Annotated in this window: 20 protein-coding genes; 18 read left to right on the plus strand and 2 right to left on the minus strand. The window is 55.5% G+C overall.

Translation table 11 applies throughout. The features are described from left to right. The first annotated feature begins 12 nt into the window (after window positions 1–12). The 15 genes from AO240_RS20935 to AO240_RS21005 all read left to right on the plus strand — a co-directional run bounded on the left by AO240_RS20935 (window position 13) and on the right by AO240_RS21005 (window position 16,803). On the plus strand, window positions 13–1,074 hold the full coding sequence (locus AO240_RS20935) for a DegT/DnrJ/EryC1/StrS aminotransferase family protein (protein WP_218244397.1): 1,062 nt from the start codon (window positions 13–15) through the stop codon (window positions 1,072–1,074). Between the two features lie 14 nt (window positions 1,075–1,088). Continuing rightward, entirely contained in the window at window positions 1,089–2,237 is a 1,149-nt protein-coding gene (locus tag AO240_RS20940) for a DegT/DnrJ/EryC1/StrS aminotransferase family protein (RefSeq protein ID WP_099238866.1), read from the plus strand. After that, window positions 2,234–3,595 (plus strand): lipopolysaccharide biosynthesis protein, encoded by a 1,362-nt coding sequence (locus AO240_RS20945; protein WP_143505417.1) that lies wholly within the window; start codon window positions 2,234–2,236, stop codon window positions 3,593–3,595. The genes AO240_RS20940 and AO240_RS20945 overlap by 4 nt, the downstream gene beginning before the upstream one ends. 15 nt (window positions 3,596–3,610) lie before the next feature. Next, window positions 3,611–4,618 (plus strand): polysaccharide biosynthesis protein, encoded by a 1,008-nt coding sequence (locus AO240_RS20950; RefSeq protein WP_058412928.1) that lies wholly within the window; start codon window positions 3,611–3,613, stop codon window positions 4,616–4,618. A gap of 5 nt (window positions 4,619–4,623) precedes the next feature. Beyond that, window positions 4,624–5,802, plus strand: coding sequence for a glycosyltransferase family 2 protein (locus AO240_RS20955; RefSeq protein WP_099238870.1), 1,179 nt, complete (start codon window positions 4,624–4,626; stop codon window positions 5,800–5,802). 151 nt (window positions 5,803–5,953) lie between these two features. Continuing rightward, on the plus strand, window positions 5,954–6,979 hold the full coding sequence (locus tag AO240_RS20960; protein ID WP_099238872.1) for an EpsG family protein: 1,026 nt from the start codon (window positions 5,954–5,956) through the stop codon (window positions 6,977–6,979). Window positions 6,980–6,984: 5 nt separating this feature from the next. Continuing rightward, window positions 6,985–7,989 carry a glycosyltransferase gene (locus tag AO240_RS20965; RefSeq protein ID WP_099238874.1) on the plus strand — a complete coding sequence of 335 codons (1,005 nt, stop codon included), beginning with the start codon at window positions 6,985–6,987 and terminating at the stop codon, window positions 7,987–7,989. A 47-nt stretch (window positions 7,990–8,036) separates the two neighbouring features. Next, window positions 8,037–8,594 carry an acyltransferase gene (locus AO240_RS20970; RefSeq protein WP_256586014.1) on the plus strand — a complete coding sequence of 186 codons (558 nt, stop codon included), beginning with the start codon at window positions 8,037–8,039 and terminating at the stop codon, window positions 8,592–8,594. Next, complete coding sequence (locus AO240_RS20975) at window positions 8,591–9,511, plus strand: glycosyltransferase (RefSeq protein WP_099238878.1); 921 nt, start codon at window positions 8,591–8,593, stop codon at window positions 9,509–9,511. The genes AO240_RS20970 and AO240_RS20975 overlap by 4 nt, the downstream gene beginning before the upstream one ends. A gap of 13 nt (window positions 9,512–9,524) precedes the next feature. Continuing rightward, window positions 9,525–10,490, plus strand: coding sequence for an SDR family oxidoreductase (locus tag AO240_RS20980; protein ID WP_099238880.1), 966 nt, complete (start codon window positions 9,525–9,527; stop codon window positions 10,488–10,490). After that, window positions 10,487–11,506 (plus strand): glycosyltransferase family 4 protein, encoded by a 1,020-nt coding sequence (locus AO240_RS20985; protein ID WP_099238882.1) that lies wholly within the window; start codon window positions 10,487–10,489, stop codon window positions 11,504–11,506. The genes AO240_RS20980 and AO240_RS20985 overlap by 4 nt, the downstream gene beginning before the upstream one ends. Window positions 11,507–11,601: 95 nt before the next feature. Further along, window positions 11,602–13,596 (plus strand): nucleoside-diphosphate sugar epimerase/dehydratase, encoded by a 1,995-nt coding sequence (locus AO240_RS20990; RefSeq protein ID WP_099238884.1) that lies wholly within the window; start codon window positions 11,602–11,604, stop codon window positions 13,594–13,596. A 184-nt stretch (window positions 13,597–13,780) separates the two neighbouring features. Continuing rightward, the gene (locus AO240_RS20995) at window positions 13,781–15,214 is read left to right on the plus strand and encodes a hypothetical protein (RefSeq protein ID WP_099238886.1); all 1,434 of its coding nucleotides are present in this window, start codon (window positions 13,781–13,783) and stop codon (window positions 15,212–15,214) included. A gap of 205 nt (window positions 15,215–15,419) precedes the next feature. After that, on the plus strand, window positions 15,420–15,752 hold the full coding sequence (locus tag AO240_RS21000; protein ID WP_099238888.1) for a helix-hairpin-helix domain-containing protein: 333 nt from the start codon (window positions 15,420–15,422) through the stop codon (window positions 15,750–15,752). A 196-nt stretch (window positions 15,753–15,948) separates the two neighbouring features. After that, the gene (locus AO240_RS21005; protein WP_099238890.1) at window positions 15,949–16,803 is read left to right on the plus strand and encodes a DUF1989 domain-containing protein; all 855 of its coding nucleotides are present in this window, start codon (window positions 15,949–15,951) and stop codon (window positions 16,801–16,803) included. On the opposite strand, the gene AO240_RS21010 is transcribed toward AO240_RS21005, so the two are convergent. Both AO240_RS21010 and eat read right to left on the minus strand, forming a co-directional pair. Next, window positions 16,804–16,971 carry a DUF2897 family protein gene (locus AO240_RS21010; RefSeq protein WP_082649030.1) on the minus strand — a complete coding sequence of 56 codons (168 nt, stop codon included), beginning with the start codon at window positions 16,969–16,971 and terminating at the stop codon, window positions 16,804–16,806. Window positions 16,972–17,081: 110 nt separating this feature from the next. Next, the gene (eat, locus tag AO240_RS21015; RefSeq protein ID WP_099238892.1) at window positions 17,082–18,446 is read right to left on the minus strand and encodes an ethanolamine permease; all 1,365 of its coding nucleotides are present in this window, start codon (window positions 18,444–18,446) and stop codon (window positions 17,082–17,084) included. A 412-nt stretch (window positions 18,447–18,858) separates the two neighbouring features. On the opposite strand from eat, the gene kdpF reads away from it, so the two are divergent. The 3 genes from kdpF to kdpB are packed head-to-tail and all read left to right on the plus strand — an operon-like array spanning window position 18,859 to window position 22,724. Then, on the plus strand, window positions 18,859–18,948 hold the full coding sequence (gene kdpF, locus AO240_RS21020) for a K(+)-transporting ATPase subunit F (protein ID WP_003218754.1): 90 nt from the start codon (window positions 18,859–18,861) through the stop codon (window positions 18,946–18,948). 9 nt (window positions 18,949–18,957) lie between these two features. Beyond that, window positions 18,958–20,652, plus strand: a complete 1,695-nt coding sequence (gene kdpA, locus AO240_RS21025) for a potassium-transporting ATPase subunit KdpA (protein WP_099238894.1) — start codon at window positions 18,958–18,960, stop codon at window positions 20,650–20,652. A gap of 14 nt (window positions 20,653–20,666) precedes the next feature. Continuing rightward, on the plus strand, window positions 20,667–22,724 hold the full coding sequence (gene kdpB / locus AO240_RS21030) for a potassium-transporting ATPase subunit KdpB (protein ID WP_177445852.1): 2,058 nt from the start codon (window positions 20,667–20,669) through the stop codon (window positions 22,722–22,724). Window positions 22,725–22,782: the final 58 nt, after the last annotated feature.

Consider the following 22,782-nt stretch of genomic DNA (forward strand, 5'->3'; position numbering starts at 1 on the left):
GTGAAAGTCGCAATGCCGCCCCGCGAAATCCTGCTCCCTGCTTTGGAGTCGGTACTGTACAGCGGCATGATTTCTGAAGGGGAACATGTCTATCGTTTTGAAGACGTATTTGCTGAGACCTTCAAACTGAAAAATGTATTGGCAACCAGCAGCGGCACTGCGGCCCTGCACTTGTCGATGCTGTTGGCGGGCGTAGGTGCAGGTGATGAAGTCATCACGACCTCCATGACAGCAGAACCGACCAATACGACTATTTTGCAAATGGGCGCGACGCCAGTATTTGCAGATGTTGAGCGCACGACGGGTAACCTTTGCCCTGACGCTGTAGAAGCTGCAGTTACCAAAAAAACCAAGGCCATCTGCGTTGTGCATTACGCCGGTTACCCTGCGCGTCTCAAAGAACTCAGAGCTATTGCGGATCGACACAATATCTCGCTGATTGAAGATTGCGCCCACGCCTTGGGTGCTGAGTATGCCGGCGAGCCTGTTGGTTCGATGGCCGACTACGCGATTTATTCATTTCAAGCCATTAAGCATATGACCACCGTCGATGGTGGGATGCTGGTAATGAAAGACCCTGCGCAAATGGCCGAGGCGCGCAAGCTGCGCTGGTTTGGCCTGGCGAAAGGCGTGCCGCGTACCGAAGTCGATATTACGACGGTAGGCTACAAATACAATATGCATAACGTCGCTGCCGTGATTGGGTTAAAGCAACTCGAAGGCATTTCGCCGTTGTTGAAAAAACACCACGATAACGGGCGTTATTTTGATCAGGCGTTAACCGGCATCGCGGGTATTGCGCCAGCGACTGTCGAGGCGCAAGCCAAACCGGCCTACTGGCTGTACACGCTGTTGGCGGATGATTCGGACGACGTTGAGAAACTGTTAGCCGCCAATGGCGTGATGGCATCGAAACTCCATCGCCCCAACCATTTTCACTCGGTGTTCAAACCGTTTGCAGGCGCGATGCCCGGGCTGGACGATTTTTACAAGCGTCTGGTGCACATCCCATGTGGCTGGTGGGTGTCTGATGAAGATCGCGAGCGGATCGTCCATGTACTCAAACGTGGTTGAGCGGAGCGCATCTGATGTCTGAAGTCATCCCGCTGTATGGCGTCGTCAGCCTGCCTGAAATGGAAGCTGTAGCGCTGGACATACTGCGCTCCGGGAGGATCGCTGGAGGCGAGTGGGTACCGAAGTTTGAGGAAAGCCTGAAACAACTCACCGGCCTGCCGCATGTTGTCTCAACCGTCGATATGACCAGTGCGTTGTTTCTGGCTTTGCATCTGTCGGGGGTTGAGGAAGGTAATGAGGTACTGACCACCGCCTTTGCATGCCTCTCAACCAACTCCGCCATTGCACAACACAAGGCGCTGCCCGTTTGGGTGGATGTGAGCCCTGGCACCGTGTCTATGGATCTTGCGGACCTGGAGTCGAAGATCACTGAAAAAACCAAAGCGGTGATCGTGTATCACGTTGCCGGCTATCCCGGACCGGCGAAAGCGATTAGCGAGTTGTGCAAAAAGCACAATATTGCGTTGATTGAAGACTGTGACAACGCACTGCTCGCCGAGGACGATGGCGTGCCGGTGGGTTCGCATGGGGATTTTGCGATTTACTCGTTTTATCCGAACCGGCAAATCAATACCACTGAAGGCGGTGCATTGGCTTGTCGCAGTGAGTCAATGGCTATCAAGGCGCGTCAGTTAAGGCGTTTTGGTATTGACTTCAGCACCTTCAGAAGCAAGAGCGGTGAAATCAGCCCCGCCTCGGACATACCCGAGATTGGTTGGGGTATGACACTTAATAACTTGTGTTCAGCGCTGGGCTGCGCGCAAATTCCAACCCTGCATGCCAGGCAAGAACGTACGATCAGGAATGTGCAAACCCTGCGTTCGCTGTTGTCCGGCGTAGACGGTATAACGCCGGTTGCGGTGTCGCAGTTCAGCAAGCCTGCGTACTGGGTGTTCTTGTTGTTTGTCGATAACCGAGAGCATGTACTCAGTGAGTTAAAGCGCAAGGGTGTAATGGCCTCTATCGTGCACCAGCGCAATGACATCTACAGCGGCTTCAGTGCGCAGGCCTGTGCGTTGCCCCATACCGATTATTTGCAGGCCAATGTTATCGGCGTGCCGTGCGGTTGGTGGCTGGAAGAGGATGATGTGATACAGGTCGCAAGCGCGTTGAAAGAAGCCGTCGGCGTTACAGTCATTAATCACGTCGACAGCGGCGCATGAACTGGCGCGTGCCTGCGATTGGGCGAATGTTAATGCTGTACGCGGGAAGGTCTTCCAGCTTGCTGGTGGCTTTCCTTTTTTTACCGTGGTACAGCCGATTACTGGGCAGCGCGCAGTTCGGCGTCGTGGCGGTTATTCTGTCGCTTCAAGCACTTCTGGTCATGATGGATTTGGGTATGTCGACCCTGACCGGAAGGGAGGTTTCCGTGGCGTCCGACGACAGTCGTTCTCTGCGCACCTTGTTGCAAACAGCTGAACTAAGCCTTTCGGGCTTTTACGCGATTCTATTGGGCGTGGCAGTCGCGCTGAAGCTCGCCTACTTTGGTGATTCAGCCTCCTGGCTAGTGGTGATCGGCGCGGTCGCATTGTTTTGGCTGCTGGTCATGCAAAACCTCTACTACTGCAGTTTGATCGCGTGGCGAAAATACACCTTGGGCAGTGGTATTCAGATAGTCGGGGTGGCCGTTCGTGCGGGTGTAACAGCCGCTGCGCTTATGTATATAGCCGCGACGCTTGAAGTGTTCATCATCACTCAGTTGCTGGTCACCGCTGTGCACTGGTGGTGTTCACGGTTTGCTGTAATGAGGAAAATTTCTGCCCACAGCACGCCGGCAGTCGAAGAAAAGCGGCCGACACTTAAAGATGCAATAGCACTGACCAAGACGGGCGGGGCGCTGGTTTTATTCTCCGCTGCAGGTGCTGCGGTGACGCAGTTGGATAAGCCCATCATCTCCATATTCGCCTCCGCCAGCAGTGTGACGCCGTACTATTTGGCAAGCCTGTTATGCATGACGCCGATTTCTATTCTGGCAGGGCCCGTCAGTCAGTATTTTCAGCCGATACTCTTGCGCGAGGCGGCGCAGGGGATACTGGGTCAAGCACAGAAGACAGTGAAGCGCTTTGTGCTGTCGGTTTTTTTCGTCACGGCGTTGCCCACCTTCATACTGTGGTGGTTCCGCGCACCCATTATCGAGCTGTGGGTTGGCCCCGGCGAAAGTAACCACTTGATCGCAAGCTATATCGCGATATTGCTCCCCGGACTGGCCATTGGCGCGTTCGGGTTTATCCCTTATAGTTTGCTGATTTTTTCCAAGGATTATCGTTTTCAAGCAGCAATGTCTGCCTGCCTGACAGCAGTGACCCTGGTGTTGGCGACGGTCGCTGCCGTTGAGAAAAATATCGAAGCCGTCTGCTATGCCTACTCGGCCTACCACATTGCTTCGACCGTGGTTTCGTGGATAAGGGCGTCAAGGCTCCCTGAGGTCAGTGCCTACGCAAAAAGCGCGGCGCTACTGATGTCGGTGTTGATTGTCGCATCTGTCTCGGTGTTTGGCGTCGCGCTATATATATTTATTTAATAGGTGGATTCAACAATGTTTGATAATAAAGTTTTGATGATCACGGGCGGCACCGGTTCTTTTGGTAACACCGTGTTGAACAGGTTTTTGAACACCGATGTTAAAGAAATCATCGTCTTCAGCCGTGATGAAAAAAAACAGGAAGACATGCGGATTGCGTTGAACAATCCCAAAGTCAAGTTTCATATCGGTGATGTCAGAAATTATGAAAGTATTAATCGTGCCATGGCCGGTGTCGATTATGTTTTTCACGCGGCGGCACTGAAGCAAGTACCGTCCTGCGAGTTTTACCCAATGGAAGCGGTTCTGACAAACGTCACCGGCACCGAAAACGTACTGAACGCTGCGATTGATAATAACGTAAAGCGTGTGGTGCTCCTGAGTACCGATAAAGCCGTGTACCCGATCAACGCCATGGGTATTTCAAAGGCCATGGGCGAGAAGATTCTGATCGCCAAGTCGCGTACCGTTCGCGAAGGCGGCCCGGTCTTTTGCGCAACCCGCTACGGCAACGTGATGGCTTCGCGTGGCTCGGTCATTCCTTTGTTCGTCGATAAAATCAAGGCCGGTGTTCCACTGACCGTTACTGATCCGAACATGACCCGCTTTTTGATGAGCCTGGAAGACTCGGTCGACTTGGTACTGCATGCTTTCGAGCATGGCGAACAGGGCGACATCTTCGTGCAGAAAGCACCGGCCAGCACCATCGGTGACCTGACTGTCGCGTTGAAAGAGTTGTTCGCCAGTGAAGCGGTGGTCAATATCATTGGTACGCGCCACGGTGAGAAACTGTACGAGTCGCTGGTGTCTCGCGAAGAAATGGCCAAGGCCAAAGACATGGGCCGGTACTACCGTATTCCTGCAGATAACCGTGATTTGAACTACGACAAGTTCATCATTGAAGGGCAGCCTGAAGCAAACGCGATTGACGATTACACCTCTCACAATACCGAGTTGTTGACGGTCGAGCAGATCAAGCAGCTGCTGCTGACGCTGACCTATATTCAACAGAATATCGGTTAATCAGCATGACCTTGTTAAGTGTAATTATACCCACTCACAACCGCGCCAAGTACGCGGTGCAGTCCATCAGGTCGATTTTAGAGTTATCGCCTGATATTCAAGTGGTGGTGTGCGACTCCAGCCCGGTTGATGAGATCTCTGCGCACTTCGTGGACAGTTACTCATCCGCGCGTTTAAAGTTAATCAGGTCGGGCCAGGGCATCAGCGTGGTCGATAACTTTAATCTCGGGCTCGAGGCGGCGGAGGGCGAGTACCTGGTGTTCATCGGGGATGACGACTTCGTTGGTAAAGAGGTTGTGCAGGTCGCTGAGTGGGCGCGAGGCAAAAAAATTGATTCTGTGAAATTCAATTTTCCGGCCTTGTATTACTGGGATGACTTTAAGCACGCCACTCAAGGCGATGCTTATTCCGCGACCCTGCACCTCACGCCCTTTGACGGCTCGGTGACACCTCACGACTTGAAAGCATCCATGCGCCACGCGCTGGATAACTTTGGTGGTGGGGTTTTTGATATGCCCCGGGCGTATGCCGGTATGATCTCTGCAGATTTGGCACGCAGGATCAAACTGAAGTACGGTCACGTATTTGGCGGTGTAAGCCCTGATATATACAGCTCTTTTCTTATTGCCAATGAATCGAATGCCTGCGTACTGGTAGATTACCCGGTTATTATACCGGGCGCGTCAGGCATGAGTACCTCTGGGCAAAGCAGTTCAGGCGGGCATTACGGAAAGCTCAGGGACAACGCTCATATTGCTCCGTTTAAAAATTTGATATGGGATGATCGTATCCCGGAATTTTATTCGGTGCCGACGGTGTGGTCCTATTCGCTGTTGAAAGCCGTTGAAAAAGTAGAAGCGTCTGACGGCCTCGACATACAGCCAAATTTTGGCCGGGTGCTGGTAAAGTGTTTCGTTTATTTTCCGCGCTCTTATAAAGAAACATTTAGTTCTTTTCGGCACACCGCAGCACGCTATGGTTACGCAAAGCTCATCACTCAAGTGATTGGCGCTGTGTGGACGGAGTTTATGTGGGTGTTGTCACGCGTCTCTACAAAGCTATTCAAGTCCAAAGTAACAACTGATAGCTCAGTGTTGAAGGGTCTTGGAACGACGTACAGCGCCAGTCAGGGCTTGCAACAGTTTCTAACTGATTGCCCTGCAAAACTTAAGCTCCCTGCATGACGGGAGCGTGCAAAGGGTAAGGCGTTAGTGTTGATTTTTTAATGAGACTGGCGCCGTTTACCGTAAAAAAACAGCAAGAGGCGTGTGGTTTAGCGTTAAATTTTTAAAGATGTATCTCAATAGTTAACGCGCTTAGGTGAATAGGTTTTTAATGGAATTTTATGTTTCGAGTACCTTGTTTTTTGTGATAGCGAGTTTGTTTGGTAGCTACACAAGGTGGCCGCGTACATTTTTTTTCATAGGCCTGCTCCCGATGATCCTGATCGCGTTGCTGAGAGGTAATGTCGGTATCGATACGGCTGTCTATTTGCAAGAAATACAGCGCATCGCGGAGGCCGGCGAGTACACGCGTACGTTTGAGCCTTTGTTTGAAGGGTTGATTCTGTTCTTTTCCAGTTTTCTGGACTCTCCAAGAGCTGTATTGGCCGCGTTAGGCGCACTCACGACGGCTTTTTTAGTGATGGGCGTGACGCAGAAAAACCAATCGCTGCTGTTCTTTTGCGCCTTTATTATTCCCGTTTATTATTTTGACATGGTCATGAACGGGGTCCGCTATGGACTGTCGTTTGCGATCGTCTTTTGGGCGTTGATTTACTTAAGAGACGGCAAAGAGAAAAGGTTCATCGCCTGGGTGGTGGTGGCCAGCCTGATTCAAAGTTCGGGCGGGCTGCTCGGCCTTATGTTGTACGTCCTGCACAGTCGGCGCTGGAGGGTGTTGATTGGTTGCTCGGTGCTGTTCGCGGTGGGGTTTGTCGGCGCCTACCCGTATTTCATGGCGAAGCTTCAGAATTACTCTGAGATCTACACGGCGTCTATTTTTTCTGGGCTGTCGACTTTAATCGTCACCGTGGCGGCGCTTTTCATCTGGATGCTTGACCCAGGCACACGAAAAAACACCTTCTCGGCCTGTAGTATTTTGCTGGGTGTCGCATGCTTGATGTTCGGCGTTGCGCAATTTTCATACGCAGGCTTGAGATTTTTGCAGTTAGTCAGCTTCGCGACGTTCCTGTATTTCATCATTTCGATGTCGAGCAATCGCGTCACGCTTTCCAGCGTGTCCAAAGCAGCGTTGTTGGGGATAGCGGTTATTGCATTCATTCTAAAAATGAAGAATTTCGCGGACAGCCTTAATGAAGGTCCATCGCCCTTTGTGCCTTACCTGTTTTTTTGGGAGTGAATCTTATGCCTGAGGCGATGTGCTCAATCATTGTCCCTGTGTTCAATGTGCGCGAATTTTTGCAGCGGTGTTTGCTGAGTTTGAAAGCACAGACGTATAACACTATCGAGATAATCATCGTTGACGACGGTTCCACCGACGGCTCGATGACGTTCTGCAAAGAGTTTTTTGCGCACGACCAAAACGTCAAGTTCCTGGAACAGGTCAACAGCGGGCAAGGCGTGGCGCGCAATTTGGGTGTGAGCGTCGCCTCGGGCGAATACATTGTGTTTGTTGACGCAGACGACTGGATTGATAAAGACCTGTGCTCAGACCTGGTTTCGCGCATGAACGAGGGGCTGCTGGATTTCATTAATTTTGGCCTTGATTTTGTCACGCACGACGAAAAGGTTGTTCATGAGATCAGCCGTTTCCGCTTTGAAACCCTGTCGGGAGATGCCATCTTCAAGGCCGCGATGTTAGATGACGCGGTGTTATCAAGCCCCGTCAACAAAATGTACCGTCGTTCATTTTTGCAGGAACACGCAATTGAGTTTCCAGCCGTCCGCGCCTGTGAAGACATGTATTTTTCCAGGGCAGTGTCTTTTTTCTCATCGAAGACAGCGTTTATTTCCAAAGTTTATTACCATGCCTTAATTAGAAATAACAGTACCAGCCGGTCTATCAGTGGCGTGTTTTTTAATGCGCTGATAGAGGTCATCCGATTGGAGTCTGTGTTTCTCGAAAACAATGGCGTGGCGCAAAAATACCATCACTTATTCCTTGCTCATGTGTCCAAGCAAATTGCCCATGCGTTAGTGCTCGCCGCTTTCCGTATGCCGGTGTATGCGGAGTACGAACAGGTGGTGGTCAGGCTAATGGGGCTGCCTGAGATGAAGTCAGCCAATCGCCAGGACGTGCAGGCATTGCTTGGGGTTAAACACAAGGTGGTGTTGAGACTTGCCAAGTCTCCACGAATACTGCGTTTAATGGCTAACACCTTGAAGCGTGTCAACTATTCTCCTTACTGATTTATAGGTTAAATACTGTGCTGAAAGTGTATGGTTTTAGAGGGCTGTTGAAGCTGCTCTGTGACGTGTTGTACAGCAGGCTGTTTTATCCGGGCGCGCGTATCGTGCGACGTCCGTTTTATATGCGCGGTGCGCGGCATGTGGCCATCGGTAAGGGTTTTACCACGGGCGTAGGCTGCAGAATTGACGCGTTCCCCGAACACGCCGGCACCTGTATCCATATTGGTAACGATGTACAGATCAATGATTACGTGCACCTGGGCAGTGTGGAGTCGATCAAGATCGGCGACAGGGTGTTGATCGCGAGCAAGGTGTTTATCAGTGACCATAACCACGGTGTCTATAAAGGCAGTGAAGCCCATTCCTCGCCGTTTGAGAGCCCCATCGAGCGCAAGCTCGTGTCTGCTCCTATCGTGATTGAGGAGGATGTGTGGCTCGGTGAGTTCGTGTGTGTGCTGCCGGGTGTGACCATTGGGCGAGGCAGTATCATCGGTGCCATGTCGGTGGTGACGCGCAACATTCCGCCAATGTGTATTGCGGTGGGGTCGCCGGCTAAAGTGATAAAAACCTATGACGTCGCCAGTTCATCGTGGGTGGCGGTATGATCGTCGTGAGCGCTGCACCAAGCAAGCCGCGTGTGGCAGTATTAATGGCGGCCTACAACGGTACTCAATGGCTGCAGGAGCAGGTTGACTCGATTCTTGGTCAGCAAGGTGTCGACGTTACGTTGTTTGTCAGTGTGGATATATCGTCAGATAATACCGAGCAATGGGTGACCGCACTCAGCGAGGCTGACGCACGCGTTGTTCCACTGCCGTATGGCCTTAAGTTTGGCGGGGCGGCGAAAAACTTCTTTCGTTTGATTCGTGATGTTGATTTCAGTGGTTATGATTATATTTCCTTCGCCGATCAAGACGATATCTGGGTCGCCGACAAACTCGTATCAGCGCATCAAGCACTTTCCAATACCCGCGTTTCAGCTTACTCGGGTAACGTTACAGCGTTTTGGCCTGACGGCCGCCAGGTCATCCTGAATAAGGCACAAGCCCAACAAAAGTATGACTTCATTTTTGAGGCTGCAGGCCCAGGCTGTAGTTATGTGTTAAAGGTGGCAGAGGCGAGTGCTTTCAAACAGTTTCTGGTGGATAACTGGTCGGCGGCGAATAATGTTTCCCTGCATGATTGGTTGATGTACGCCTGGTTTCGCGCCCAAGGCTTGGCGTGGTTCATCGACCCTTGCCCAAAGATACTGTATCGTCAGCACGCTAATAATCAGGTAGGCGCCAATGAGGGCGTAAAAGCGCTTATGGCTCGCCTCTCCTTGATGCGTTCTGGTTGGTACAGAGCTGAAATAGCCAAAATTACCCAGCTGTTGTCGGCAGACTTGCCGACACTGCCTGCCGAGTTAAAGACTTCCGGGAAAGTTCCATTAAGTTTCCTGGTAAAAAACTTCAATTGCACACGGCGTCGACTTCGTGATCGTTTTCTTTTAGCGATCGTGATCATTTTCGGAATTTATTAGTGCGAGGGCTACGCTGATGAACAGCGTATTTGTAACGGGTGCGTCGGGTTTTGTTGGCCGGGCATTAGTCGAGCGGTTAGTCGCCGACAACATTCCCTGCGTGGCGGCGGTACGCCGACACGTTGATTCAATTCCTGCGTCGGTGAAAACGGTCAATTTTGACGCGCTGGACGAGTCGTTTGACTGGTCGACCGCGCTGGTTGGCCAAGCCGTTGTGGTTCATTGCGCGGCGCGCGTGCATGTGATGAACGATACCGTGGCCGACCCGCTTGCCGAGTTCCGTAAAGTCAACGTTGGCGGCACCCTGCACCTCGCGGCACAAGCTGCGGCGGCAGGCGTAAAGCGGTTCGTGTTTGTCAGTTCGATCAAAGTCAATGGCGACGGCACTCAGCCGGGCAGTCCTTACACCGCTGACGATGTGCCTGGCCCCACCGACCCCTATGGCGTGTCGAAGAGGGAGGCCGAAGACGGGCTGCGTGCCCTGGCTGAAAAGACCGGTATGGAGGTCGTCATTATTCGTCCGGTGCTGGTATACGGCCCCGGCGTCAAGGCCAACTTCCTCAGTATGATGCGTTGGTTGGATAAGGGCGTTCCTTTACCGTTCGGCGCTATTGGTAACAGCCGCAGCCTGGTCGCCATTGATAACCTGGTTGATTTGATCGTGACGTGTATTACACACCCGGCGGCGGCGAATCAGACCTTTTTAGCCAGTGACGGGCAGGATTTATCCACCACAGGCCTGCTGACTAAAATGGCCGAAGCGTTGAATAAACGGGCTTATCTTCTTCCCGTGCCGGGTTTTATGTTGAAAGTTGCTGCTGCGGCTGTCGGAAAAAAAGACCTGTCGCAGCGACTATTGGGTTCGTTGCAGGTCGATATCGCCAAGACCAAGGCGACTCTGCAGTGGCAGCCGCCGGTGTCGGTTGACGCGGCGCTTAGAGCCACGGCTTTACATTATTTGGAACGTAAAAATCAATGATCTACTGGTCTCTGGCTATCGTCGTTGTTCTGCTGTCGCTCGTGCTGACAGGCGCGTTAAGACGTTACGCTTTGTCGAGAAGCATTATGGACATCCCCAACGCCAGGAGCTCGCATTCGGTTGCGACCCCGCGCGGAGGCGGCGTTGCGATCGTACTGGCGTTTCTTTTGTGTTTGCCGGTACTCGGTTACGCCAACCTGGTTCCACTGCAGGTATTGATTGGCCTGGGTTGCGCGGCCGCATTGATCGCGATTATCGGGTTTATGGATGATCACGGTCATATTGCGGCACGCTGGCGCTTGCTCGGTCACTTCTGTGCGGCGGCGTGGGCGCTTTTCTGGTTGGGTGGGCTTCCGCCGCTTCAGCTAATGGGCGTCAGCATTGATTTTGGCTGGATTGGGCACATCCTGGCGGCGTTCTATCTGGTCTGGATGCTTAACCTCTATAACTTTATGGACGGCATTGATGGTATCGCCAGCGTCGAAGCTATTTGTGCCTGTCTTGGGGCTTGTTTACTGTACTGGCTTGTCGGCCTGCCCCAACTGATCTGGCTGCCGTTTTTACTGGCCATGGCGGTGACAGGTTTTCTGTTTTGGAACTTCCCGCCCGCGCGAATTTTCATGGGCGACGCCGGCAGCGGGTTTCTAGGTCTTGTGCTGGGCGTTATCTCGATTCAGGCGGCGTGGACGTCTTCACAGCTATTTTGGTCCTGGTTGATCCTGCTCGGGGTGTTTGTAGTCGATGCGACCTACACGTTGATCCGTCGCCTGATGCGCGGTGACAAGGTTTACGAGGCTCATCGCAGTCATGCCTATCAATACGCTTCGCGGCGTTTTGGGCGCCATCGCCCGGTCACATTGGCTGTGGTGGTAATCAACGTGGCTTGGCTGCTGCCTTGGGCGATCGCTGCGGCGGTCTATCAGGTGGACGGCCTTGTGTGCCTGTTGCTGGCCTACCTGCCGCTGGTAGCGTTGGCGGTGAAGTTTCATGCGGGTAAGCTTGAGAACGCTGCTTAGCAGCACGGTGATATTTTCAGTCAAAAACCGCCGAGAACCGTACAATGAGGGCTGGCGCTTAATTAGCAGGAGCAGTCTGGGTGGACGAAGGGGTTATGGAGAAATTACGGGCGATGCTTGTGGGCCTGCCGCGGCGTCAGAAGCGCCTTATTCAGGTATCCACTGACGTATTTGTCGTGTGGGCGGCGTTGTGGCTGGCATTTGTCGTAAGGCTTGGCATCGATGACATGGTCGATCCGCTGCGTGACCATTTGTGGCTGTTCCTTGCCGCACCGATAGTTGCGATTCCCTTGTTCATTCGTTTCGGAATGTACAGGGCGGTCATGCGCTATTTCGGCAACGACGCTTTAATTGCGATTATCAAGGCCGTCAGCTTGTCGTCTCTGATCTTGGGTGTACTGGTGTATTGGTACAGCAATCACCAGACGGTTGTTCCGCGCTCGATTATTTTCAATTACTGGTGGCTCAGCCTGATCATGGTCGGCGGCCTGCGCCTGGCGATGCGTCAGTATTTCCTTCGCGACTGGTTTGCGGCGGTTCAGCATGTGCCCTTCACCAGCCGTGAAGACGGCCTGCCCCGTGTCGCCATCTATGGCGCCGGTGCTGCGGGTAACCAGCTGGTTGCCGCGTTGCGCATGGGTCGCGTGATGCGCCCGGTCGCCTTTATTGACGATGACACAAGTATTTCCGACCGGGTGATCTCTGGTTTGCAGGTGTACAAACCCAAGCACATCCAGCGCATGATCGACATAACTGGTGCCCAGGAAATTCTGTTGGCACTGCCTTCCTCAAACCGGGCGCGTCGTCGCGAAATTCTTGGTTTTCTGGAAGTCTTCCCGCTGCACGTCAGAAGCGTTCCAGGCTTCATGGACTTGGCCAGCGGGCGTGTAAAGGTTGACGATATTCAGGAAGTCGACATTGCCGACCTCCTGGGCCGCGACGCGGTGCCGGCTCAGCACGAACTGCTTGAGCATTGCATCAAGGGCCAAAGCGTCCTTGTAACCGGTGCTGGCGGTTCCATTGGTTCCGAGCTTTGCCGGCAGATCCTGTCGCTGCGCCCGACCACGCTGTTATTGTTCGAACACAGTGAATTCAATCTCTACAGTATTCTGTCTGAACTTGAACAGTGCGTCGTACGAGAGTCGTTGCCTGTGAAGGTGTTGCCGATCCTGGGCTCTGTGCGTAACAAGGCCAAGCTCCTGGACGTGATGAAAACCTGGCATGTTGATACCGTCTATCATGCGGCGGCCTATAAGCATGTACCGATGGTCGAGCACAACATTGCCGAAGGCATATTGAACAATGTGATCGGCACGCTGAATACAGCCCAGGCTGCGCTTCAAGTGGGTGTCGCAAACTTTGTATTGATTTCAACCGACAAAGCCGTCCGCCCGACCAACGTGATGGGCAGTACAAAACGTTTGGCCGAGCTGACGCTTCAGTCGCTCAGTCGCGAACTCGCTCCGGTGTTATTCGGCGAAAATTCCAACGTTTCGCACGTTAACAAGACCCGTTTCACAATGGTGCGTTTTGGCAATGTGCTGGGTTCCTCTGGTTCTGTGATTCCGCTTTTTCACAAGCAAATCAAGTCCGGTGGGCCGCTGACGGTGACCCACCCTAAGATCACGCGGTACTTCATGACCATTCCCGAGGCGGCCCAGTTGGTGATTCAGGCGGGTTCCATGGGCAGGGGCGGTGACGTGTTCGTGCTGGACATGGGCGAGCCGGTAAAGATCGTCGAACTGGCTGAGAAGATGATTCACCTCTCCGGTTTTAGCGTGCGCTCTGATAAGAACCCGCATGGCGATATTTCCATCGAGTTCTCCGGCTTGCGTCCTGGTGAAAAGCTTTACGAAGAATTGTTGATTGGTGACAACGTGGTGGCGACTCAACACCCGATGATCATGAGTGCCAACGAAGACTACCTGCCGTGGGACGTGCTTAAAGCCAAGTTGACAGAGTTACTCGCCGCGGTGGATCAGGATGATTACACGCTTGTTCGCCAACTCCTGCGTGACACCGTGAGTGGCTACGCACCTGATGGCGAAATCGTTGACTGGATTTACCAGCAACGTCGCCTGGAACCCTGAATGCGTCTGTACTGATCAACGTCTATTAAACCGTTGATGTAAAAAAAAAGGCCGACATTGATCGGCCTTTTTTTTTGACGCAAAACGCGCTGTTGAATCGAATTTCGTAACAATACCGGCCGTAAAAGCTTCGCCAAATCGTGTTCGGGTATGATTGAACAATCGACTTTAAAGGAAATCATTGATGAAAAATTGGGCCGTTGCATTGTTGTTGGGCGCCGTTCCTTCCGTGGTAGTTGCCGACGCTATCCCTGAAGTTACCGACCACCATGTAAATATCGTCACCGATGACGCTGTGGACAAGCCAAGTTCCTTGCGCGTGGTCAAGGATACGCACGGCGTATCTGATGCGGTGTTTGCGTACCACAATGCGATTGGCCCGCTTGCGTCCGGCTACGGTTTTCATGCTTTGGACGAGGGCGACGGCGGTGCTGGTGGCGGGGCAATAGGCGGTGCCACCACCAGGACGACGACGGCGGATGCGATTGTCGGCAACCGACGTGCTACCGGCCCCGGTAACGGCGTGATTGGCACTCGTTGGGAAAATGGTGACGGGTCGGGCGTTTATGGCCTGATGCGCGGCACAGGCACCGGCAGTGGCGTCACCGGTTACAAAATCCTGACGGGCGACGGCCATGGTGTTTATGGAAAAAACGAGTCAACTGACGGCTCCGGCGTCTATGGTGAGCGCCTGAACGGTGCCGGACCCGGCTATGGCGTGCTGGGTTATGCAAAAGGCGCGGTGGGTATTGATAATGCGTCGGTTGCCGGCCTGAAAAAGTCCGGCGATTGGGGCTATTCGATGCTGGCCGACTCCAGAGGGCGCGACTCTGCCCTGAGAGCATTCTCGGCAGCCAACGCAGCCAAAGCCGTGGACTCGCTGACTGACGCGACAAACAACTCGCCTGTGTCAAACACCTTCGAGCGCGCCAATGGGGCAATGGGCGTCGTCACGTCTGACGTTGTGTCTGGGGGTGGTTCGCGCACCGCGCCGCTGGTGGCCAGCGAGTCACGCATCGAGCCGAACGCAGCATCAACAGGCGCCGCTCGGGTGACGGCTATTGATGCGCGAGTGAGTAACGCAGTGACCGGCTCCGATGACGTGCGCGGTGCCAGTTCGACGGTGCTCGCAACCGATGGCAAACAAGCGACGGGCTACCGTGCGATGGTTGACGGTCGAAACGACACCAATTATGGCGTTTATGCCAACGCAGTCGGCGGTAAGAGTAACTACTCCGGTTATTTTGTGGGCGATGTGCAGGCTGGCCGTGTCATGACCCCAACCGATAGCAAGCTGCAAGAGGTGCACGGTGAAGTGGATTACGCCAAAAGCATGCAGCGTGTCCTGGCCAACAAAATCTATGTGTCTGACCGTTATATCGTGTGGAAAGAAACCGACGCAAAAGGTGTAGTCACAGAGAAACGGCAGAAGATTGCCAGTAACGAAACAGGTAACTTGGCCCAGGATATTCAAAAGACCAACCCGGATGCCGTGGCGGTCAATCCTGATGGCTACCTCTCGGTGTCTGACCGCGAAGAGCTTTATCAACTTAAAGCCGCAGTGATCTATTTAACCCGCCAGCTTAAAGCCAAAGGCATTGATGTAGCGCCACAGTAATCAGCCAAGCGTCTTGTCCGCTTAATGAACGCACTGTTCATGGCGGATAAGATGAAAGCGTGTGACCTGTTTATGATTAAGTGTTTAAAGTATTGAACTCATGTTTTGTAACTTAGCTGTTTTTGACTAATCCATGAAATTGCCTAGATTTGAGAGGCAGCTTCGGAAAGCTGCTTTCTTTTAACGATGTCATGGAGCGTCACCAATGCAAAACACTTACTTGTCCTCGCTAATGTTCGCCTTGCTCACCACGCTCTCCGTCGCCGCTAACGCAGCCCCGGCCATCAAGCCGGAAGCGCCAACACCTATCACTGCTCAAATGAACAAGGTCGAGCAGTTTACCAAGGTCAACCTCAACGCCGCCGACGCCGAAGTCTTGCGCCGTGACCTCTTCGGTATCGGCGCCGCAAAAGCCAAGGCGATCATCGCCTACCGAGAAAGCAATGGCCCGTTCACAGCGGTGGATGAGTTGTTGGAAGTAAAGGGCATCGGCAAAGCGCTGCTGGAGAAAAATCGCGACAGGCTGATTATTAATTGAGGATGTGAAGTTAGCCCAGAAGGCCGGTCGTTGACCGGCCTTTTGTTTTTTGAACCCCGAGACGTTGGCACGAAAACTGATTACGTTTTTCAGTGAAAATTGATTCAACAATCACCAAGCGATGAGCCTGTACCTGAATGATTCGGAGCGCCTGTCCTTGGCGCTGTTTACCCTACCCTGATCGAGGATTTGCACCATGTACAAAGACTATCCGGCCGCTTACCAGGTCAGCAAAGGTTCGGCGCTGCAGGTAGACACGGCGTTCTATGAACGCATTCGTGACCACGCCGATAAACGCACGTTGATTGAACAGTTTGAAGTGCCGATTCGCACGGGCAGGGCGTGGAAGGTGCCGGCCGGGCATGTGTTCCGCGTCACCACCCCGGTGGGCCCGCAGGTGGGCGACTTCAACGTGTGGAACGCGAATGACCCGCGCGAGCGGCTATGGGCGGCGCGCACGCGGCAGTTGCAAGGCGCGCATGTCAGCACGCATGACCGGTTGTGGTCGAACCTGCCGTTTTTGCGGCCTTTGGTGACGATTACCGATGACAGCCTGGCGGGCTACGGTATCGATGAGCACGGCGGGCGCTTGCACGATTTGCTCGGCACGCGCTGCGATCCGTATGTAAACCGCATGCTGACTGGCGAAGACTTCCATCACCATTGCCATTCAAACTTGACTCGGGCGGTGCTGCCGCATGGCCTGACCGAATTCGATGTGCATGACGTGCTGAACATCTTCCAGTGCACCGGCCTGAATCATGACGACATGTACTTCATGAAAGCTTGCCCGGCGCAGAAGGGCGACTACCTGGAATTTTTTGCCGAGATTGATCTGCTCTGCGCGCTGTCGACGTGCCCGGGTGGGGATTTGTCGCTGCCGATGTGGGGGCCGGACGCGCAAGACCCGCTGACGGTGTGTCGTCCGTTGGGCGTCGAGATTTATCGCTTGGAGGGTGAGTTACTGCAAGGCTGGAGCTCGCCTGAGCGTGCTGCCTACAACGGGCAGCACGGCTTGCAGATTGCCAAGGCGGCGTGGGAGTCAGCGTAACTAGCGGTTTTGCGCGTCGTTGGCGTCGGCCTGAGCATTGCGCTCGGCCACGCGCTTGCGCTGCTCATCGGTCAGTTCAACCTTGTTGGCGCTGTCGCGCAGCATTAACAGACCACCGACAATCGAACCGATCGCGACCACTAAAATCAACCAGGCATACCACGGCATAGGGCTCTCCTTGGAGCAGCAAACCGTGGGAGAATTTCCCACGGTCATTGCTGCTTTGAGCAACGGGCTTTATGAGTAGTTCAGTGTAGCTCCGTTCTGCCCCGATACGCTTATTGCCCGGTCAACATCGCATCCGCCGGTGCATCGGCGCGGTCTTGCGCGGTCAACTGGAAGTAGATGAACCCCACTGCCATGAAACCCAGGAAGATCAGCCCGATCAGCGCGTTGAACCAGGCCATGGCCACCAGGCACACCACCGCCAACACCAGCGCGATGCCTGGCACGATCGGGTAGCCCGGCGCACGGAAGGTGCGCTCCAGCAACGGTTCGGTCTTGCGCAGTTTAAACAGGCTGAGCATGCTCATGATGTACATCACGATGGCGCCGAATACCGCCATGGTGATCATCGCGGCGGTCAACGTCATACCGCCCAGGTTGATCAGGCCGTCGCTGTAGATCGCCGCGATGCCGACCACGCCACCGGCGATGATTGCCCGGTGCGGTGTTTGAAAACGCGACAGTTTGGCCAGGAAGGAGGGCAGGTAACCGGCGCGTGCCAAGGCGAAGAACTGGCGCGAGTAGCCCAGGATGATCCCGTGGAAGCTCGCCACCAGCCCGAACAGGCCGATCCACACCAACATGTGCAGCCAGCCGGAACTGTCACCCACGACGGTTTTCATCGCTTGCGGCAACGGGTCGTTGATGTTCGACAGGGTGCGCCAGTCGCCCACGCCGCCAGCGAAGAACATCACGCCCATGGCCAGCACGACCAGGGTCAGGATGCCGCTGATGTAGGCTTTTGGAATGGTGCGCTTGGGGTCTTTGGCTTCTTCGGCGGCCATGGCGGCGCCTTCGATGGCGAGGAAGAACCAGATAGCAAACGGAATCGCGGCGAACATCCCGGCAATCGCCGGCGCGCCAAAGGTATCGGAACCGGCCCAGCCATTCATGGCAAAGTTACTGAAGCTGAACGCCGGGGCGACCACGCCCATAAACACCAGCAGTTCGGCGACGGCGAGCACGCACACCACCAGTTCGAAAGTGGCCGCGAGTTTTACCCCAAGAATATTCAGGCCCATGAACACAATGTAGGCGCCGACGGCCGCGTGTTTCGGGTCGAGTGCCGGAAACTGCACGTTCAGATAAGCGCCGATGGCCAAGGCGATCGCCGGCGGGGCGAATACAAATTCGATCAAGGTGGCCAAGCCGGCGATCAAGCCGCCTTTCTCGCCAAAAGCGCGGCGGCTGTAGGCAAAGGGGCCGCCGGCGTGGGGAATCGCGGTTGTCAGTTCGGTGAAACTGAATATAAAGCAGGTGTACATCGCGGCGACCATCAACGAGGTCACCAAAAAGCCCAGCGTACCGGCCACGCCCCAGCCGTAGCTCCAGCCAAAGTATTCGCCGGAAATCACCAGCCCTACCGCAATGCCCCACAAGTGCAGGGTGCCCAAGGTAGGTTTGAGTTGTGTGTTCATTGTGTTGCTCTCCCTGAACGGTTTGGAATGATTCAAGGTGTTGCAGCGGCCATGCCAGCCTGAGAATCATTGTCGTAAAGCCGCACGGGTGTCGTTTGGGGAATGGTTTGGCGTTTGAACGTCGCTGAAGGCGCACCAGATAAGTGCGAGGGTGCCTTGACTGGCGCCATCGGGAGCAAGCCCCCTCCCACATGTGACTGGGTTGTTATGACCAGCACAGATCATCATGTGGGAGGGGGCTTGCTCCCGATGAGGCCCACCCAGCCACCACAAATCCCCCTGTAAACCCCGCATAAACCCACTCTTTACGCCGTCTTTACGCCCCACCCACACCCTCGCTCTCGTTCCTTTACACCACTCCTGCCGACAATTGGCCCACACGCGGCAACCGCCGCAAAACGGGGAAACTTCCATGAGCGTTCTGGACGGGGTGTCACTGCTATTGGCCGTGGCGCTGTTCATTTATCTGCTGGTTGCGCTGTTACGCGCGGATCGGAACTAGGAGCAGGCTATGCACAGTTATGACTATTGGCTGATCATCGCCTTCTTTGCCGTGGTGCTGGTGCCGGCGCCGTTTCTGGGGCGGTTCTACTACAACGTGATGGAAGGTCAGCGCACCTGGCTTACGCCGGTGTTCGGCCCCGTCGAGCGCGCGTGTTATCGCCTGTCGGGCGTGGATGAACATCAGGAACAGAGCTGGCAGAAATACGCGCTGGCGTTGCTGGCGTTCAACCTCGCAGGGTTTGTGCTGTTGTTCTCGATCCTGTTGTTCCAGGACTATCTGCCACTGAACCCGCAGAAATTGCCGGGCCAGGAATGGACGCTGGCCTTCAATACCGCGATCAGTTTCATGACCAACACTAACTGGCAGTCCTACAGCGGTGAGGCGTCCCTGAGCTACCTCAGCCAGATGGTCGGCTTGACCGTGCAGAACTTCGTCAGCGCGGCCACGGGGCTCGCTGTACTGGTCGCCTTGTGCCGTGGCATCGGTCGCAAATCGACCCAGACCCTGGGCAACTTCTGGGTCGACATGACCCGCGCCACCCTCTACGGCCTGCTACCGTTGTGCCTGGTGTTGGCCTTGTTCCTGGTGTGGCAGGGCGTGCCACAAACCTTCGCGCACTATGTGAACGCGGTGACCCTGCAAGGTGTTGATCAGGTGATCCCGCTCGGTCCTGCGGCCAGCCAGATTGCAATCAAGCAACTGGGCACCAACGGCGGTGGCTTCTTCGGTGTCAACTCGGCGCATCCATTCGAAAACCCGACTGCGTGGGCCAACCTGTTTGAGCTGGGCGCGATCATTCTGATCCCGGTGGCGCTGGTGTTTACCTTCGGCCACTACGTGAAAGACCTGCGCCAGAGTCGGGCTATCCTCGGTTGCATGCTGGCACTGTTCCTGATCGGCGGCGCCACCTCGCTGTGGGCCGAATACCAGCCCAACCCGACCCTGAACAACCCGGCCGTCGAGCAAACCGCACCGCTGGAAGGTAAAGAGGCGCGCTTCGGCACCACCGCCACCGTGCTCTGGTCGGTGACCACCACCGCAGCGTCGAACGGTTCGGTCAACGGCATGCACGACAGCCTCAACCCCCTGAGCGGCATGGTGGCATTGGTCAACATGATGGTCGGCGAAGTGATCTTCGGCGGCGTCGGCGCCGGCATGTACGGCATGTTGCTTAACGTGTTGATCGCAGTGTTCCTCGCCGGTTTGATGATCGGCCGAACCCCGGAATACCTCGGCAAAAAGCTACAAGCCAAGGAAGTGCAATTGCTCGTGGTGACGTTGCTGGTGATGCCGGTGGGCACGCTGGTACTCGGCGCTATCGCCGCCAGCCTGCCTGGCCCGGCGGGTGCGATCAGCAACCCTGGCCCGCACGGCTTCAGCCAGTTGCTCTATGCCTACACCTCGGCCAGTGCCAACAACGGCTCGGCGTTCGGCGGTTTCAGTGCCAACACCGCGTTCCACAACCTGATGTTGAGCCTGTCGATGTTGCTTGGCCGCTTCGGCTACATCCTCCCGGTGCTGGCCCTGGCCGGCAGCTTGGCGATGAAGAAGACCGCACCCATCGGCCAGAACAGCTTCCCGACCCACGGCCCGCTGTTCGTGACCCTGTTGACCGTGACCATTTTGCTGGTGGGCGGCCTGACTTTCCTGCCAACGCTGGCGCTGGGCCCCATCGCTGAACACTTGAGCATGGGCTTCTGAAGGGGGATATGAAAATGAATATGCCTGCAAAAAATGCTGCCCCGGTGAAAACCCAGGACCCGCAAAAAACCTCGATTTCCGCCCTGTGGCGCCCGGCGCTGGGCCAGGCGTTCGTCAAGCTCGACCCGCGCCAACTGCAACGCTCGCCGGTGATGCTGGTGGTCGAACTGACCGCCATCCTCACCACCGTGCTGTGCTTTGTGCCCGACACTGCTGTACCGACCTTTGTGGCCGTGCAAATTGCCGTGTGGCTGTGGTTCACCGTGTTGTTCGCCAACTTTGCCGAAGCCTTGGCTGAAGGTCGCGGCAAGGCCCGCGCCGACAGCCTCAAGGCTGGCAGCGAAGGCCTCAGTGCACGCCGCAAAGAGGCCGATGGCAGCTTCAAAGTGGTGCCCGCCACCAGCCTGCGTAAAGGTGACGTAGTGCGCGTGGTTGTCGGGGAAATGATCCCCGGTGACGGCGAGGTCGTCGAAGGCATCGCAGCCGTCAACGAAGCCGCGATTACCGGCGAATCCGCACCGGTGATCCGCGAGTCCGGCGGCGACCGCTCGGCCGTCACCGGCAACACGCGGCTGGTCTCGGACTGGTTGTTGATCCGCATCACCGCCAACCCCGGCGAGTCGACACTGGACCGTATGATCGCCTTGGTTGAAGGCGCCAAACGCCAGAAAACCCCCAACGAAGTCGCGCTGGATATTCTGCTGATCGGCTTGACCCTGATCTTCCTGTTGGTGGTCGTCACCCTGCAGCCGTTCGCCCACTTTGCCAATGGCAGCTTGCCGCTGGTGTTTCTGGTCGCACTGCTGGTGACGCTGATTCCGACCACCATTGGCGGCTTGTTGTCGGCCATCGGTATTGCCGGTATGGACCGCCTGGTGCGCCTCAATGTGATCGCCAAGTCGGGCCGTGCGGTGGAAGCGGCGGGCGACGTGCATGTGTTGCTGCTCGACAAAACCGGCACCATCACCTTCGGTAACCGTCGCTGCACGGCGGTGATTGCAGCGCCGGGCGTGAGTGGCCGCGAGTTGGCCGAAGGCGCGCTGCTGGCCTCGCTGGCGGACGACACGGCGGAAGGTAAATCCATCGTTGAATACCTGCGCAGCCAACACCCGCAGGCAGAGCCTGCCGTGGAACAACTGACCTCGGTGCCGTTCAGTGCCGAAACGCGCCTGTCCGGTGTCGACTATCAGGGCCGTGTGTTTCGCAAAGGCGCGGTCGATTCGCTGCTGGCGTTTATCGGTCAACAACGCCGCGACCTGCTGCCGGCGCTCTCACGCGAAATCGACAAGATCGCGCAGAGCGGCGGCACCCCGTTGCTGGTGTGCGCCGATGGCAAGTTGCTCGGTGCGATCCACTTGAAAGACGTGGTCAAGCCGGGCATTCGTGAGCGCTTCGCCGAGCTGCGCAAACTCGGGATTCGCACCGTGATGGTCACCGGCGACAACCCGCTGACCGCGGCCGCGATTGCTGCCGAAGCCGGTGTGGATGACGTGTTGGCCGAAGCCACGCCGGAGAAAAAACTCGCGCGTATTCGCCACGAGCAGAACGACGGTCGCCTGGTTGCGATGTGTGGCGACGGCGCCAACGACGCCCCGGCACTGGCCCAGGCCGACGTCGGCATGGCGATGAACGACGGCACGCAAGCGGCGCGCGAAGCCGCCAACATGGTCGACCTCGACAGCGACCCGACCAAGCTGCTGGACGTGGTGCAAATCGGTAAGGAATTGCTGGTCACGCGTGGCGCGCTGACGACGTTTTCGATCGCCAACGACGTGGCCAAATACTTTGCGATTCTGCCGGCGCTGTTCGCCTCGATCTACCCGCAATTGGGTGTGCTCAACGTGATGCACTTGCAGAGCCCGCAAAGCGCGATTCTGTCGGCCATCGTGTTTAACGCGCTGATCATCGTGGTGTTGATTCCGCTGGCGCTGCGCGGTGTGCGCGTACAGGCCGCGAGCGCGGCGGCGTTGCTGCGGCGCAACCTGCTGATCTATGGCTTGGGCGGGCTTCTGGTGCCGTTCGTGGGCATCAAGGCCATCGACATGTTGCTGACTGCGCTGCACCTGGTGTGACCCGAATCCTGTGGGCGCCAAGCCGGTGCCCACAGGTTGCAATGACCGAATTGAGGAA

The sequence above is a fragment of the Pseudomonas sp. ICMP 460 genome (assembly GCF_002723595.1).
GTDB classification, from domain to species: domain Bacteria; phylum Pseudomonadota; class Gammaproteobacteria; order Pseudomonadales; family Pseudomonadaceae; genus Aquipseudomonas; species Aquipseudomonas kitaguniensis.